This is a genomic window from Planococcus alkaliphilus, from assembly GCF_057031095.1.
The window spans coordinates 246,302-260,385 of sequence record NZ_CM168060.1 but is presented as its reverse complement, the minus strand read 5'-3'; the positions used below and the strand labels follow the sequence as shown (position 1 = coordinate 260,385).

Below are 14,084 nucleotides of genomic sequence, written 5' to 3'. Positions count from 1 at the left end.
GGAGATTGAAATGAAGAGGTTATTCACGAACAAAGGGTTGGCATTGATAGCGGGAACGCTTTCCTTGTCATTATTGGCTGCTTGCGGCAACGAAGAAGAAACGGTTAAAGAAGAAGCGACAGCATGGGATGAAATTCAAGAAGAAGGTACGTTGAATGTGGCGACATCCGGCACCTTATTCCCCACTTCTTACCGCGAAGAAGGTACAGATAAATTGACCGGCTTCGAGGTGGAAGTTGTACGGGAACTGGGGGAACGCTTGGAACTTGAAATTGAATTCACCGAACTCGGGTTTGACGAAATGCTGACTTCCGTACAGACCGGGCAAGTGGATCTTGCTTCTAACGACATTGAGATTACGGAAGACCGTGAAGAGAAATTTACTTTCTCAACACCTTTTAAATATTCATACGGGACAGCCATTGTCCGTAAAGACGATTTGTCAGGCATCGAAACTTTGGAAGATTTAAAAGGCAAGAAAGCAGCCGGCGCCTCTACTTCCGTCTATATGGATACAGCACGTGAATACGGCGCGGAAGAAGTTGTCTACGACAACGCTACGAACGAAGTCTACCTTCGCGACGTGGCAATCGGCCGCACGGACGTCATTTTGAACGATTATTACCTGCAGACTTTGGCGATCGCAGCTTTCCCGGAACTGGAAATTACGATTCATCCGAACTTGAAATACAGCCCTTCTGATGTCGGCGTGGTAATGAACAAAGATCATCAGGAACTGGCTGAAAACATCAATGGCGCTATTGAAGAAATGCTGGAAGACGGCACAATCGCGGAAATTTCCGCTGAATTCTTCAACGGAGCAGATGTTACCCAGAAAGTTGAAATCGAGGAATAAAAGCAAAGAGGAACCGCGGGCAGCGGTTCCTCTTTTCCGTTTTTTATTGAATTGTCTAAGCTCGACTTAGCTTACTCCATTAAGAACTCCGACGTTCCATCAAATTGATCCCAATGCCCATGCAGACAACGCCGAACAGCAAGAGAATCGACAACGGTTCACTCAGTTCTTGCCAGGTGCGGTCATAGATGGCGACGCCTTTCAGTGCATCCAATCCGTAAGTGATCGGCAGGATTTTGGAAATCGTTAATAAGATGTTGTTGCTGACCAATTCAATCGGCCAAAACGCGCCGCCGATCATGGCCATGCCTGTTGCGATAATCGGAACGATCGCTTGAAGCTGCTGCGGCCGGCTGACAAGGCTCATCACCAGCATGCTGAGTGCGACGATAGCGAACGTATAGCAAGCGATGATCAGCAAGATGGCACCGAAACGGTCACCCACATCAAATCCGAACGCATACTTGAATAAAATGAAAATCAAGGAAATCTGCACATACCCAATGGTAAAGCTATACGCCAGATGGCCAAGATAGATCTCCCATTTCCCGACCGGCGATAAGATTAAACGATTCCAGGTGCCCATCTTTTTTTCTTCTACAATTTTCATCAAACTGAACATGATGGTATAAACCGAGAAGAACAGCGTCATCCCAAACAGCAGCTGCAATTGGTTGTCGTACTGGAATTCCGCTTTGCCGTCCAAAGTGGAAGTCGTTATTTGGAGTGCGGGTTCTTCCAAACCAGCTGCCACTTCTGTCCGGATATCGCCTCCGGCTGTTTGCTGTTCGATTTGCTGAAATCGTATTTCCTCGCGGTATTTCCGATCCAAAAATGCTTCCAGGACAAAGCGTCCCATATCGTCTGCCGCCAGCACAATCCGGTAATCGTCATCCATGAGGCGCAAAGCAAACGGGGCATCCCCTGCGGAAACCGCTTCACGCACCTCATTTTCATTCATCAATTCAAACTTAAATTCTTCCGATTTATTTAACGAAACCACCCATTCTTCGGCTTCTGCTACAGGAAATGATTCATCAGCATAAGCAAGAATAGCCGGCCTTTCCGCTGGATTATTGCCGGCCAGTGCTGCTACAAAGACAATGGTCATGACCAAGAAGGACAAGACCATGATAGGGGCCCGGCGAAATCTTTGCCATTGCAATAGAAATACTGATTTCATGCTTACGCCTCCCCTTTTCTTGGAAATAACAGAAAGCTTAAAACGAGCAGGATGACCGTTGCCAATAGAACCCGGCTAAGCGGTTCCCAAAGCAGGCCAATATCCAAGTTTTGCACCCATAACAGAAAAGCATTCAAAGAAGCACCATTTGGCGTCCAGCTGCCCAATTGCCGGATGAAAACAGGCAAGCCTTCAGTTGGTGTAAAGCTTCCTCCTAAAAAGGCGAAAATCGTGACAATGCCGCCTGAAAATACCGTAGCGATGGTGTCATTATTGAACCGCATCAGTAAAGCCGTTAGAAATGCCGCAATCGCTCCCACACATAGCGCTAAACAGAAAGCGATCAACAGCATGCCTGGCCAGAACGACAGATCCGTCAAATCGAAGGCTTGAAAAATCAACGATGAAAAGAAAAACAAAATACAGAACTGGAAAAAAGTGACCAATGTTGCAGAAATGGCTTTTCCTCCAAGATAAGCGAAGGGATGGCGGTCTGACAGCAAAATTCGGTTAAAGACGAATTGCTGTTTTTCCACAAAAGCAATGCCGGCGATGGAACCGCCCACAAAAAGCGCAAACATAACCGCCATGCCAATCGTATAGTATTGGAAAGAACTGATTGGCGCGACAGCAGAGACGCTTTCCACCCCTCCGATTTCGGATGGGGTTTCACTAGCTGCACGCTCTCCGTTTGCTGCTTGCGCAATCGCACTTTCAAAATTCAGCGACCAGACAAATTCGTCCAAAATATTCTGGAACACTCCAGACTGTGTTTCTGCATAATCGGAAACCATCAAATGAAGTTCACTCCCGTTGCCTGCACCCAACATCATTTTTTGCAAAGCATCGAACGTGAAGTTTTCAGGGAGTGTGAGAATGGCTACGATCTCCTCATCTTCGAGTGCACGTTTGGCGGCGGCTGCATCCATTTCCCTCGCCGTCACTAAACTGCTCAAACTCTCATCTTTCAACACTTCCTGCAGCAGAGCTGAAGGGCTCATTTCTTCTGCCGCCGCCGTCATGCCGTTTTGCGCTTCAGCTGGCAGTTCCGAATTCCCTAATGCCTCTTTAAAGCGGCTGAGCCCTTGCTGCTCGTCGTCTTCCTGGACAAGCGCGACTTCCATCGACAGGACTTCCGAATTCCCACTAAGAAGCCCGCTTAATGCAAAGCCCAGAATCGCAATCAAAATGAACGGCATTGCCAAGAGAATGATCAGCTCAGTCCGGTCGCGAAATAAAACAAGCAGGTCTTTTTTCAAAAATGTAAACATGGGACCGCCTCCTCAATCTCTCAGTTTCCGGCCAGTCAAATGCAAAAACACATCTTCGAGGCTCGGGGTCTGGACGTTGACGTTGATGATTTGTGATTGATGGTGCTCAGAAGCCTGAAATACTTCGCCTAATATCCGGCTCCCTTTCGGAATAATGAGCTTAATGCCTTTTTCAGTCTCCGCTGCCTGTTTGATTGTGTTAATCTTTTGCAGCTCTTTGAAAAAATCGGGATAGGGCCGATCCAATTCAATCCATATCGTTTCTTCACTTGAAAGGATGCTTTTCAGCTCTTCTTTTGTCCCGCTCGCAATGATTTTTCCGTGGTCCATGATATAAACCCGATCGCACAACCGCTCCACTTCTTCCATGTAATGGCTCGTATAGAGGACGGTCAACCCCTTTTCCTGATTGAGTTCCCGCACCATTTCTAAAATGTGGCTCCGGGATTGCGGATCGATTCCAACAGTCGGTTCGTCCATGATAATCACTTCCGGTTCATGCATCATCGCCGCAGCAATATTCACCCGGCGCTTCATCCCGCCGGAATAGGTTTTAACAATTTCTTTTTGCCGCTCAACCAAGCCGACCAAATTCAAAGAACGTTGGATCGCATCTTCCAGGGCCTTTCCCGAAAGGCCGTAGATCCGCCCAAAGAACTTTAAATTTTCATACGCCGTCAATTCCCCGTAAAGAGCGATTTCCTGCGGCACCACCCCTAGCACCCGCCTCATCTCACTTGGATTCTTAATCACGCTTTTCCCGTTAAGCCGCACATCTCCAGACGTCGGTTTCAATAAAGTTGAAATCATGGAAATCGTCGTGGATTTTCCTGCGCCGTTCGGCCCGAGCAAGCCGACCGATTCCCCTTTGTCTAAATACAAACTGGCCCCTTCCACGGCGGTCTTGCCTTTGAATACCTTTTTCAGTTCTTCGGTTTCGAGCAAAATCTCCCTCTCCTTTCAATCTTGTGAACCCAGTGTATATAAAAAAAGACAGTGCGCCCACTGTCTTGCGTCATTACTTTTAGAAAATGCCATGACTTCCGTCATTTTTTGTTAAACAAGGCCATGGCGGATGGCGTAAATCGCAATCTGGGTGCGGTCGCGAAGCTCCAATTTGTCCAAAATCATACTGATATGGTTTTTAACCGTCCCAATGGATAAAGCCAGTTCATCGGAAATTTCCCGGTTGCTTCGCCCTTCACCGATTCGGCAAATGATATCGAGTTCCCTCGGCGTCAGCGACTCGAGCACCTTTTCTTGAACAGGCTGTTTCATCAATTTCGGCATAATATTGGCAGCCACTTGGCCTTCCAGCACCAGACCGCCTTCTAAACAGCTTCGGATGGACCGGATCAACTCTGACGTATCGGCATCTTTTAACATATAACCACAAGCGCCGCTCTTCAGCGCCTCGAGCGCATATTCATCATCATTGAAAGTCGTTAAAATCAACACTTTGCATTTTGGCCAGCGCGAGAGGATAATGCGCGTCGCTTCAAGCCCATCCATCTCAGGCATCCGGATATCCATGATGATCAGATCAAACGCTTGGGTTTCACATAGCGCGACTGCCTGTTTTCCATTCACCGCTTCTCCAGTCACTTCAATGCCGGGGTCGGTTTCAATCATCATTTTCAACCCTTGCCGCACCATCGCCTGGTCCTCTGCTAGTAATATTCGGATCATTCCAATCCACTCTCCTCATCCGTTAATGGCAACGAACCGCTAACGACAAACAACCCGTTTTCCGGCCCTGCCCTGAATTCACCACCGATTTGCTCGATTCTCTCCCGCATGGAAGACAAACCGAACCCTTCATGAAATGAAATCGTACTCGCTATTTTATTGGTGATTACGAAACGAAACACTTTTCCTGCAGGCGCTTCGAAGACAATATCCGCTTCCCGTGCGCCGCTATGCCGCATGATATTCGTCAATGCTTCTTGCACTGCCCGGTAAACAATCACCATCTGGTCATTGCTGAGAGGCGCAGATAAAGCGCCATGCTTAACCGCAAATTGGATGCGAAGAAAGTTTTCAGCTTCCAGTTTGCGGATCAAACTGATGATTGCCGTTACGCCTCCCGGTTCATCGTGTTTCAAGGTTTTCACGGCGCTGCGTGTTTCTTCTAAGCTTTCTTTCGCTAAGCTCTTTAATTCTTCCAGCTGTCTTGCCGTTTCGCCTTCCGCTTGCAGCCGCGAGACTTCCAATTGCATCAAGAGCGCGGTCAGCTTATGGCCGACCGAGTCGTGGATATCGCGTGCAATTTGCGTGCGTTCTTCCTGCCTCGCTGCCTGTTCATTCGTCAAGAGCCGGCGCTTCATTTTCCGGTATTCACTCAACAGCGCTTCATTTCGTTCCTTCAGCCCTTCTTCTACTACATGGCTCTTCTTAAAGAACACTAGAGCCGCACATGCCATTAAACTGTAAAGGCCGATAAACAAAGGTGCTAGCCCTGAATTCCCGGCTAAACTATGCAGCAAAGCGCCTGCCACCAATATCAAAGCGATGGCTATAGCCAATTTTGCAGAAAGACGGTAGACCGCTTTCCCGGCAATTATAGTAAATACCAATAGCGGATATGGATTCAAGGCCCCTTCTTGCTGCGGCCAGAAAATGAGGATCGCCAATAACGCCATCAATGCCAAATTCATAAATGCGAGCAATGGCTTTTTCCTTACTAAAGGCGCTAAGAAGAAAAAACCGAAAAACAATGCACTTCCAAGGATGCGAAGCGGCAACTCACTCATATCAACCGGTAACTGGACAATTCCCATCGTCCAGGAAATCCCTAACACCATTAACCAAAACCAATAGGACCGCATGTAGCATTTCGCCTCCAGCGCGTTAAATTTTTTGCCGTTTTTAAATTTCATGCCTCCGAAAATCTCTAATCTACATACGAGAGCCGCCAAGCTTCCGTTTCAAGATTCCTTCGATTCTTACAATAAATATTCTTTAAATTCCAGCGCATCCTTTCACGTTCCTCTATTAAGTCTTATACTGGATAAAATAATTAAAATAATCTGATTAAGAGGTGGCAATATGGATTTTTCTTTTTCTCCACTTAGCGACCGAGCGATTGTCATTGAAGTCGGAAACGAAATTAATGAATCTGCACAAAAAGCCGTACGCACCATTTCGGCATTGCTTGAAGCTTCTCCTCCTTCCTGGCTTATTGAAACCATTCCAGCTTTTACAACGGTCACTGTTTTTTATGACCCGATAAAGGCTTTATATGGAACAGTTAAATCAGAACTTGAAGAGTTGCTCAGCCAAACTGGAGAAGAACTGGCTGTAACCCCGAGAACTGTTGAAATTCCGGTTTGCTATGGCGGTGAGTTCGGTCCTGACTTGGAATTTGTGGCCGAGCACAACGGCCTCACCCAGCAGCAAGTCATCGATTTCCATACAGGCGGAGAGTATTCCGTCTACATGATCGGCTTTGCCCCGGGCTTTCCTTTTATCGGCGGCATGTCTGAGAAAATTGCGGCGCCGAGGCGGGATTCTCCGAGGCTTCGGATTCCAGAACGCACCGTCGGCATCGCCGGCATGCAAACCGGAATCTACCCGATCGAAACTCCCGGCGGCTGGCAATTGATCGGTCGTACGCCGATGCGCCTTTTTCGCCCGGAAGAGGAAATTCCAAGTTTATTGCGCGCTGGCGATAAAATCGTTTTTACGCAAATTACAGAACAGGAATACGCTTCTTGGAAGGAGGATCGCCATGCTGAAAATCATTAAAGGCGGGCTTCAAACCACTGTCCAAGATCTTGGCCGTTCCGGTTTTCAGAAATACGGCGTCATCGCGAGCGGTGCGATGGACCCTTTTGCCCATCGGATAGCGAATCTTCTTGTCGGCAATGCGGAACAAGAAGCCACACTCGAAATTGCTTTAGTAGGTCCGGCCATCGAATTTCAAGAACAAACTTTCATCGCCATATGCGGCGCTGACCTTTCGCCCGAAATCGACGGCAACCCGGTAAAACTATGGCGCACTCTTTCAGTAAATAAAGGAAGCGTCCTGAAATTCGGCGCTCCCCGCTCTGGCTGCCGCACTTACTTGGCCATCGCTGGGGGAATTTCCCTAACCTCCGTCATGAACAGCAAATCGACTTATTTGCGGGCAGGAATCGGTGGGTTTAAAGGGCGTGCCTTAGCCGCTGGCGATGAGCTGCAAATTGGAAAGCTAAGAGACGAGACAGCAGATGCGCTAGCCAAGGCTGCCTATCAAGAAGTGGAATGGCAAGTTCCTGCCTATCGCTACTCAACTGTGCCCGTTGTCCGTTTGATGCGCGGCCGCCAATTTCATTTATTCGACGACATGAGCCAGAAGCAGCTTTTTACCGAAGCTTTTTCCATCTCGACCGATTCGGACCGTATGGGCTACCGCTTGGAAGGTCCGCGCTTGTCATTGAGTGAACCAAAGGAATTGATTTCGGAGGCTGTCGCTTTCGGATCCATCCAAGTACCGGCTGATGGCAATCCGATTATCCTGCTTGCAGACCGGCAGACGACAGGCGGCTATCCCAAAATCGGACAGATTGCGTCCGTCGACTTGCCGCTCGCCACTCAATTAAAGCCTGGTGACCGGATTCGCTTCAAAGAAATCACGCTCGAAGAAGCACAAAATCTTTTTCTTGAACAAGAACAGCAGATCCGCCAATTAAAGCTTGGCATCCAATTGAAAAGGGAGGAATGAACATGAGCTATAAAGTGGATTTAAACTGTGATATGGGAGAAAGCTTTGGCGCTTATCAAATGGGGAATGATGCGGAAATTTTAAATTTCGTGACTTCTGCCAACATAGCCTGCGGCTTTCATGCCGGTGATCCGGCAACGATGCGGAAAACGGTAAGGATGGCATTGGATAAGAACGTCGGCATCGGCGCCCACCCCGGATTGCAAGACCTTGTCGGTTTCGGCCGCCGAAGTATGGCGATTTCGCCGCAAGAAGCATACGACTTGACCGTTTATCAAATCGGCGCCTTGTCCGGATTTGTCCAAGCGGAAGGCGGACGCTTGCAGCATGTGAAAGCACATGGCGCCTTGTACAATATGGCGGCTAAAAATGCGGCGCTTTCTGAAGCGATTGCAGAAGCCATCTATAAGATTGACCCTGAGCTGATCTTATTCGGCTTATCCGGCAGCGAATTGGTGAAAGCCGGTGAAAAAATCGGCTTGCGGACAGCGAGCGAAGTCTTTTCAGACCGCACTTACCAACTCGATGGCAGCTTGACGCCGCGTAAAGAAGCGAATGCGCTGATTACCGATACAGACTCGGCACTAGAACAAGTGATCCGCATGGTCAAAGAGAACAAGGTAAGGACACTGCAAAATCAAGAAGTCGAATTAAAGGCAGAAACCATTTGCATTCACGGTGACGGCGTGGCGGCGTTGGAATTTGCTGAGAGCTTGTCGAAGTCGCTGAGCCATGCAGGGATCAACATTCAAAAAGTGGAGGAGTTCATTTAAAGGAGGAGGGATTGGATGAAAACATCAAACCGCAGTATTCTGCTGGGGGCCGCTTTTCTCATGGCCACTTCTGCCATCGGCCCTGGCTTTTTAACACAGACTACCGTTTTTACAGAGCAATTGCTGGCCTCATTCGGTTTTGTTATTTTAATTTCCATCATCATCGATATCGGGGCACAGACGAATATTTGGCGGATCATTGCGGTTTCCGGCAAACGCGCACAAGATATTGCCAATGATGTGCTTCCGGGGCTTGGCTATTTCCTCGCCTTATTAGTGGTAATGGGCGGCCTGGCATTTAATATCGGAAACGTCGGCGGTGCAGGGCTGGGGATGAATGTGCTTTTCGGCATCGATCCGAAAACAGGGGCTATCTTGAGCGGCTTGCTCGCCGTAGGCATTTTCGTTGTGAAAGAAGCGGGCCAGGCGATGGACCGCTTTGCTCAAATCCTCGGTTTTATGATGATTGCACTGACGCTTTACGTCATGTTCACTGCCCAGCCTCCTATTGGAGAAGCAGTGACCAAAACCTTTATTCCCGACAATATCGACATTTTTGCAATCGTCACACTGGTCGGCGGGACGGTCGGCGGCTATATCACTTTTGCCGGCGGTCACCGCTTGATCGATGCCGGATTGACTGGCAGAGCGGCTGTTCCGGAAGTGACCCGCAGTTCCATCTATGCCATCGGGATTGCTTCCATTATGCGCATCATTTTATTCTTAGCTGTACTTGGAGTCGTCTCCCAAGGGCTTTCCCTGAATCCTGACAATCCCCCGGCTTCTGTATTCCAGTTGGCAGCCGGAAACGTCGGCTATAAGATTTTCGGAGTCGTGATGTGGGCAGCTGCTGTCACTTCAGTTGTCGGTGCCGCTTATACATCTGTTTCTTTTATCCGGACGTTCAGCCCTGTTTTGGAAAAATACAATCGGTTCCTGGTCATTTCCTTCATCGTTATTTCGACTTCCGTTTTCGTCTTCATTGGCCAGCCGGTTTTGATTCTCGTGCTTGTCGGCTCATTGAATGGGTTGATTTTGCCGATTGCACTCGGCGTAATGCTGATTGCTGCCCATAAAGCGAAAATTGTCGGAGACTATAAACATCCGCTTTGGATGACCATTTTCGGCATCATCATCGTTATTGCCATGGCATGGATGGGAATCTACACCTTGTCGAACGGCATCCCTCAATTATTCAAATAAGCATAAAAGGCGCCCAGATGGAAATCCATCTGGGCGCCCTTTTTCACTTCCCCATCTTTTCATTGCCGTGCTTGAAATTCCCTGTCGCCTTTGCCAAAATCAACTGCACGTCTTTATCGGTTTCAGCTTGCTGAATCTTCCCGATCAATTTCTCCGCTTCTTTTCCTTTAGCAATTTTTATTTGCTTGCCTTCGTAAGAAATGAAAACGGTTTGATTTTTACTGATGCTATAAGTGAATGGATTTTCCCCTAAGCGGTTCCGCTTATCACTATTCATCGCACACCTCTTTCATCGAAAGCTTATTTCCCAGGAAATGAATTTCAGCGTCCTTAAAGTACTCGTAATATCCCTTCCACCACTTCTCTTAAATAATCCGTGCTGTGCGGCACCAGGTTATCCATGCGGATGGTGGTTACAAACGGGTTCTTTTCGCCACCTTCTGCCACTTCAAATCCTTTTGCTTCAACTTCCGTTCTTTCTCCAAGGCATAGCTGTGCAAACGCGGTGAATTCAACAGCGGCCATGCCTGCCACTTCTTCTTTTTGCAACTCTAACAATGCGTGAGGGTTTTCTGTTGTACGATAAAGAAAGTTGTGGCACCGTTCATTGTCCAGGAAACCACCTAAGTGAATTTGGTCTTTAATGATGCCTAAAGGGATGAGCTCTTCAAATGCGACCGTCTGCCCCAATTCCTCTTCAACTTCTCGGATTCCATCTTCCACCGTTTCTTCGGCCGTCAAATGGCCTGCTGCTGTAATATCAAAAAGATTGGGGAAATCCTTTTTCAATGGGCTCCGAAGCTGAAGGTGAATAAAATCTTTTCCTTCTTTCCGGCTAACCATCCAGCAATGGAACGTTTCATGCCAATAGCCCCTTTGATGCACTTCTTCGCGGCTTGCTACGCCAGTCGCGTTGCCGTCTTCATCGAACACGCGCAGCTTTTCTGTTTCCATGTCTTTTGCCTCCCCAATCAAAAAGCCTGCCCAAAAATGCAGGCAAGCTTTTGAATTTTCAAGTGGCGCCAACCACTTCCGCTGTTTCCAGCGGTTCTGCTTCCGGCTTCTGCACACGCGGATCCTGCAGCCAGCAAGCGGCTGTGTGGTTGTCTTCTCCCACTACGGTATCACGCGGCGTAAAGCTGTGGCACACTTTCATTGTATGAGGGCAACGTGCTGCAAATGCACAGCCTTCTCCAAGCGTTGCCAAGTTCGGCGGAGATCCGCCGATCGGAAGTAATGGTTTTGAACGGTCTTCGTTCATTTTCGGCATCGATTGCATCAAGCCTAATGTATACGGATGCTGCGGATTGTAGAAAATCTCATCCAGCGTCCCTTGTTCGACGATTTTTCCGCCGTACATGACCGCTACCCGGTCCGCCATATTCGCTACGACGCCCAAGTCGTGCGTAATCAAAATAATCGCGGTTTCGGTTTTTTGCTGAAGATCTTTCATCAAGTCCAGAATCTGTGCTTGAATCGTTACATCAAGCGCCGTCGTCGGTTCATCCGCAATCAGCACTTTCGGATTGCAGGCGAGCGCCAAAGCGATCACGACCCGCTGACGCATCCCGCCTGAAAATTGGTGAGGAAAGCTGTCCAACCGCATTTCCGCTTTCGGGATACCCACCAGTTTCAGCATTTCCAATGCCCGCTCCCGCGCTTGCTGCTTCGTCATTTTTTGATGGCGCTGAAGGCCTTCCATGATTTGCTTTCCGACTTTCATCGTCGGGTTCAATGAGGTCATTGGATCCTGGAACACCATCGATATTTCCGATCCGCGGATATCGGTAATTTGTTTGCTTGAAAGCTCCAACAGGCTTTTGCCGTCATAGACAATATCGCCTTTTGAAATTTCGGTCGTGCTTTTCGGCAATAGCTGCATAATGGACTTGGCCGTCACCGATTTCCCAGAACCGGACTCTCCGACAATCGCCAAAGTCTCGCCTTTATTCAACTCGAAATTGACGCCTCGCACTGCCGTAATTTTCCCGGTTTGGGTCTTGAATGAAACATGCAGATCTTCCACTTTTAAGATAGTCTTCTTCATTTTCTGGACCCTCCCCTATTTTTTCATCTTCGGATCGAGCGCATCACGCAGCCCGTCTGCAAGCAAGTTGAAGCAAATCATGATGGCACTGATGACGAGTGCCGGATAAATCAGTTTATACGGGAAATACCGCATCGATTTATAGCCATCTTCAATCAATACACCGAGCGATGCCTGTGGTGCCTGCAGACCCAAACCGATAAAGCTCAGGAACGCTTCAAAGAAAATCGCTGTCGGAATGGTGAACATGACGGTGACGATGACAGGACCCATAATATTCGGCATTAAATGTTTCCAGATCAAGCGCTTGTTCGAAGCCCCTAATGTGCGGGAGGCTAAGATGAATTCCTGTCCTTTCAGCTGAAGGATCTGCCCCCGGACAACCCGGGCCATGCCGACCCAGCCGGTGACAATCATCGCCAGGATAATTGATGTAATCCCAGGCTGAAGGACGAGAATGAAGAGGATGATAACGATCAAGTTCGGTATCCCCATGAGTATTTCAATGATCCGCTGCATGACATTATCGACCCGGCCTCCGTAGAACGAGGAGATGCCGCCGTAAATAACGCCGATGGCCAAATCGAGGAATGCGGCAACTAACGCGATGAATAGAGAGATTTGCGTCCCTTTCCACACACGCGTCCATAAATCACGGCCGAATTCATCGGTGCCAAACCAGTAATTTGTAGCGACTTCGCGCTCGGCATAGACATCGGTGCCTTGGGCGTTCAAACCGTCAAAGCCGAGCCATTCGAGGCCCGTGACTTTAGGCGGCATATTTGAATGCGCCAAATTCTGTCCACGGTACGTAAATTCGTTCATGCTTGGACCGATCAACGCCATAATAATCAATACAATAAGCAGTACGAGAGAAATCATAGCGCCTTTATTTTTAGCCAAGCGCTGAAATGCTTCTTTCCAAAACGAAACAGAAGGCGTCGAAATCTCTTCGCTCTTCTTTTGGTCTAAAGGCGCTTTGACGAATAAATCGTCCGGAATATTGTCTAGGCTGTAATCGTTCTGCGTATGCATAGTTGGAAGTTTTGCATCGAATTCTTTCATGTCGCTTCCCCCTTATAGTTGATGCGGGGATCTAAGAAGCCGTAAATGATATCGACGACAAACACGACGAAAATAAATAACGCACTATAGAAGATCGTGATTCCCATGATGACGCTGTAATCCAGTACCAGGATGGATAAGGTGAATTGTTCTCCGAGCCCTGGAACCGAGAAGATTTTCTCGATAACGAGTGTCCCTGTCATAATCGAAACCGCTAGCGGCCCGAGCATGGTGACAACCGGAATCAGCGCATTGCGGATGACGTGCTTTACAATGACCTGATTTTCCCGCATCCCTTTTGCGCGGGCCGTTATGACGTAATCCTGGCCGAGCACTTCGAGCATTTCACTGCGGATAAACCGGGCGACCGTCGCAGTGACTGTCACCGATAAAGCGATAGAAGGCAGCAAAGTGCTGGAATAGCCCTCCCAGAGTGCAACCGGCAGCCATTCAAGCTTTACACCGATATAATATTGCAACAACGCCGCAAAAACGAAAGAAGGGATCGACATGCCGATGACCGCAAGCGCCACTGAACCATAATCAAAAATCGAATTATGCTTCAAAGCTGAAATGATGCCAAGAATAAGCCCTAGAATGGCACCAATGACCAATGCCTGCAAACCGATAAAAGCGGATGGCCCGATGCGGGTGCTGATCATGCTTGTAACGGTTCTGCCTTCATGCTGGAATGAATAGCCCAAGTCGCCTTGCACCAAATTTCCAAGGTAGTGAAAATACTGGATAGCTACTGGCTGATCCAATCCATATTTTGCATTTAATACAGCCAATTGCTCAGCGCCTAATTTCTCCGGGTTCGTAAACGGCGTCCCTGGCAGAAGCTGCATGAGGAAGAACGTGGCTGTCACGATGATAAACAGCGTAATCAGCATATATCCAATCCGCTTAACTAAATATCCCTTCATGGAAACACCTCTATTCTATGAGTTGAGTAATCTTCTGGATGAAAAAATACGAGGG

The 14,084-nt window shown here is 48.2% G+C and carries 15 protein-coding genes; 5 read left to right on the top strand and 10 right to left on the bottom strand.

What is annotated here, in order from left to right:
* Window positions 1–10: 10 nt before the first annotated feature.
* Window positions 11–856 (top strand): transporter substrate-binding domain-containing protein, encoded by an 846-nt coding sequence (locus tag AC2EXB_RS01420; protein WP_251478022.1) that lies wholly within the window; start codon window positions 11–13, stop codon window positions 854–856.
* 79 nt (window positions 857–935) lie between these two features.
* Here the strand turns inward: AC2EXB_RS01420 and AC2EXB_RS01415 are convergent, their stop codons facing one another.
* From AC2EXB_RS01415 to AC2EXB_RS01395, 5 genes are all read right to left on the bottom strand, one after another.
* Window positions 936–2,039, bottom strand: a complete 1,104-nt coding sequence (locus tag AC2EXB_RS01415; RefSeq protein ID WP_483603159.1) for an ABC transporter permease — start codon at window positions 2,037–2,039, stop codon at window positions 936–938.
* A gap of 2 nt (window positions 2,040–2,041) precedes the next feature.
* The gene (locus tag AC2EXB_RS01410; protein ID WP_483603157.1) at window positions 2,042–3,310 is read right to left on the bottom strand and encodes an ABC transporter permease; all 1,269 of its coding nucleotides are present in this window, start codon (window positions 3,308–3,310) and stop codon (window positions 2,042–2,044) included.
* Window positions 3,311–3,322: 12 nt separating this feature from the next.
* Entirely contained in the window at window positions 3,323–4,255 is a 933-nt protein-coding gene (locus tag AC2EXB_RS01405; RefSeq protein WP_483603155.1) for an ABC transporter ATP-binding protein, read from the bottom strand.
* A 111-nt stretch (window positions 4,256–4,366) separates the two neighbouring features.
* Window positions 4,367–4,999 (bottom strand): response regulator transcription factor, encoded by a 633-nt coding sequence (locus AC2EXB_RS01400; protein ID WP_483603153.1) that lies wholly within the window; start codon window positions 4,997–4,999, stop codon window positions 4,367–4,369.
* Window positions 4,996–6,138 (bottom strand): sensor histidine kinase, encoded by a 1,143-nt coding sequence (locus AC2EXB_RS01395; RefSeq protein ID WP_483603151.1) that lies wholly within the window; start codon window positions 6,136–6,138, stop codon window positions 4,996–4,998. The genes AC2EXB_RS01400 and AC2EXB_RS01395 overlap by 4 nt, the downstream gene beginning before the upstream one ends.
* A gap of 220 nt (window positions 6,139–6,358) precedes the next feature.
* Between AC2EXB_RS01395 and pxpB the strand changes: the two genes are divergently transcribed.
* The 4 genes from pxpB to AC2EXB_RS01375 are packed head-to-tail and all read left to right on the top strand — an operon-like array spanning window position 6,359 to window position 9,991.
* Complete coding sequence (gene pxpB, locus AC2EXB_RS01390; protein ID WP_483603149.1) at window positions 6,359–7,057, top strand: 5-oxoprolinase subunit PxpB; 699 nt, start codon at window positions 6,359–6,361, stop codon at window positions 7,055–7,057.
* Window positions 7,041–8,015 carry a 5-oxoprolinase subunit C family protein gene (locus AC2EXB_RS01385; protein WP_483603147.1) on the top strand — a complete coding sequence of 325 codons (975 nt, stop codon included), beginning with the start codon at window positions 7,041–7,043 and terminating at the stop codon, window positions 8,013–8,015. Before pxpB ends, AC2EXB_RS01385 begins: the two co-directional genes overlap by 17 nt.
* Before the next feature lie 2 nt (window positions 8,016–8,017).
* On the top strand, window positions 8,018–8,788 hold the full coding sequence (locus AC2EXB_RS01380) for a LamB/YcsF family protein (RefSeq protein ID WP_483603145.1): 771 nt from the start codon (window positions 8,018–8,020) through the stop codon (window positions 8,786–8,788).
* A gap of 15 nt (window positions 8,789–8,803) precedes the next feature.
* On the top strand, window positions 8,804–9,991 hold the full coding sequence (locus AC2EXB_RS01375) for an NRAMP family divalent metal transporter (protein ID WP_483603143.1): 1,188 nt from the start codon (window positions 8,804–8,806) through the stop codon (window positions 9,989–9,991).
* A 43-nt stretch (window positions 9,992–10,034) separates the two neighbouring features.
* Here the strand turns inward: AC2EXB_RS01375 and AC2EXB_RS01370 are convergent, their stop codons facing one another.
* Genes AC2EXB_RS01370 through AC2EXB_RS01350 form a run of 5 tightly spaced genes read right to left on the bottom strand, consistent with a single transcriptional unit; the run spans window position 10,035 to window position 14,029 of the window.
* Window positions 10,035–10,268 carry a hypothetical protein gene (locus AC2EXB_RS01370; protein ID WP_483603141.1) on the bottom strand — a complete coding sequence of 78 codons (234 nt, stop codon included), beginning with the start codon at window positions 10,266–10,268 and terminating at the stop codon, window positions 10,035–10,037.
* Window positions 10,269–10,321: 53 nt separating this feature from the next.
* Window positions 10,322–10,945, bottom strand: a complete 624-nt coding sequence (locus AC2EXB_RS01365; protein WP_483603139.1) for an NUDIX hydrolase — start codon at window positions 10,943–10,945, stop codon at window positions 10,322–10,324.
* Between the two features lie 58 nt (window positions 10,946–11,003).
* A complete protein-coding gene (locus AC2EXB_RS01360) occupies window positions 11,004–12,038 on the bottom strand; it encodes an ABC transporter ATP-binding protein (RefSeq protein WP_483603137.1) in 1,035 nt (344 codons plus the stop codon).
* A 15-nt stretch (window positions 12,039–12,053) separates the two neighbouring features.
* On the bottom strand, window positions 12,054–13,073 hold the full coding sequence (gene opp3C / locus AC2EXB_RS01355) for an oligopeptide ABC transporter permease (protein WP_483604703.1): 1,020 nt from the start codon (window positions 13,071–13,073) through the stop codon (window positions 12,054–12,056).
* A 26-nt stretch (window positions 13,074–13,099) separates the two neighbouring features.
* Complete coding sequence (locus tag AC2EXB_RS01350) at window positions 13,100–14,029, bottom strand: ABC transporter permease (protein WP_235197895.1); 930 nt, start codon at window positions 14,027–14,029, stop codon at window positions 13,100–13,102.
* Window positions 14,030–14,084: the final 55 nt, after the last annotated feature.

Excerpts from the sequence above, each read along its gene's own strand:
- AC2EXB_RS01420 (WP_251478022.1), top strand. The coding sequence starts at position 11 with ATGAAGAGGTTATTCACGAACAAAGGGTTGGCATTGATAGCGGGAACG.
- AC2EXB_RS01415 (WP_483603159.1), bottom strand. The coding sequence starts at position 2,039 with ATGAAATCAGTATTTCTATTGCAATGGCAAAGATTTCGCCGGGCCCCT.
- AC2EXB_RS01410 (WP_483603157.1), bottom strand. The coding sequence starts at position 3,310 with ATGTTTACATTTTTGAAAAAAGACCTGCTTGTTTTATTTCGCGACCGG.
- AC2EXB_RS01400 (WP_483603153.1), bottom strand. The coding sequence starts at position 4,999 with ATGATCCGAATATTACTAGCAGAGGACCAGGCGATGGTGCGGCAAGGG.
- AC2EXB_RS01395 (WP_483603151.1), bottom strand. The coding sequence starts at position 6,138 with ATGCGGTCCTATTGGTTTTGGTTAATGGTGTTAGGGATTTCCTGGACG.
- pxpB (WP_483603149.1), top strand. The coding sequence starts at position 6,359 with ATGGATTTTTCTTTTTCTCCACTTAGCGACCGAGCGATTGTCATTGAA.
- AC2EXB_RS01385 (WP_483603147.1), top strand. The coding sequence starts at position 7,041 with ATGCTGAAAATCATTAAAGGCGGGCTTCAAACCACTGTCCAAGATCTT.
- AC2EXB_RS01380 (WP_483603145.1), top strand. The coding sequence starts at position 8,018 with ATGAGCTATAAAGTGGATTTAAACTGTGATATGGGAGAAAGCTTTGGC.
- AC2EXB_RS01375 (WP_483603143.1), top strand. The coding sequence starts at position 8,804 with ATGAAAACATCAAACCGCAGTATTCTGCTGGGGGCCGCTTTTCTCATG.
- AC2EXB_RS01370 (WP_483603141.1), bottom strand. The coding sequence starts at position 10,268 with ATGAATAGTGATAAGCGGAACCGCTTAGGGGAAAATCCATTCACTTAT.
- AC2EXB_RS01365 (WP_483603139.1), bottom strand. The coding sequence starts at position 10,945 with ATGGAAACAGAAAAGCTGCGCGTGTTCGATGAAGACGGCAACGCGACT.
- AC2EXB_RS01360 (WP_483603137.1), bottom strand. The coding sequence starts at position 12,038 with ATGAAGAAGACTATCTTAAAAGTGGAAGATCTGCATGTTTCATTCAAG.
- opp3C (WP_483604703.1), bottom strand. The coding sequence starts at position 13,073 with ATGCATACGCAGAACGATTACAGCCTAGACAATATTCCGGACGATTTA.
- AC2EXB_RS01350 (WP_235197895.1), bottom strand. The coding sequence starts at position 14,029 with ATGAAGGGATATTTAGTTAAGCGGATTGGATATATGCTGATTACGCTG.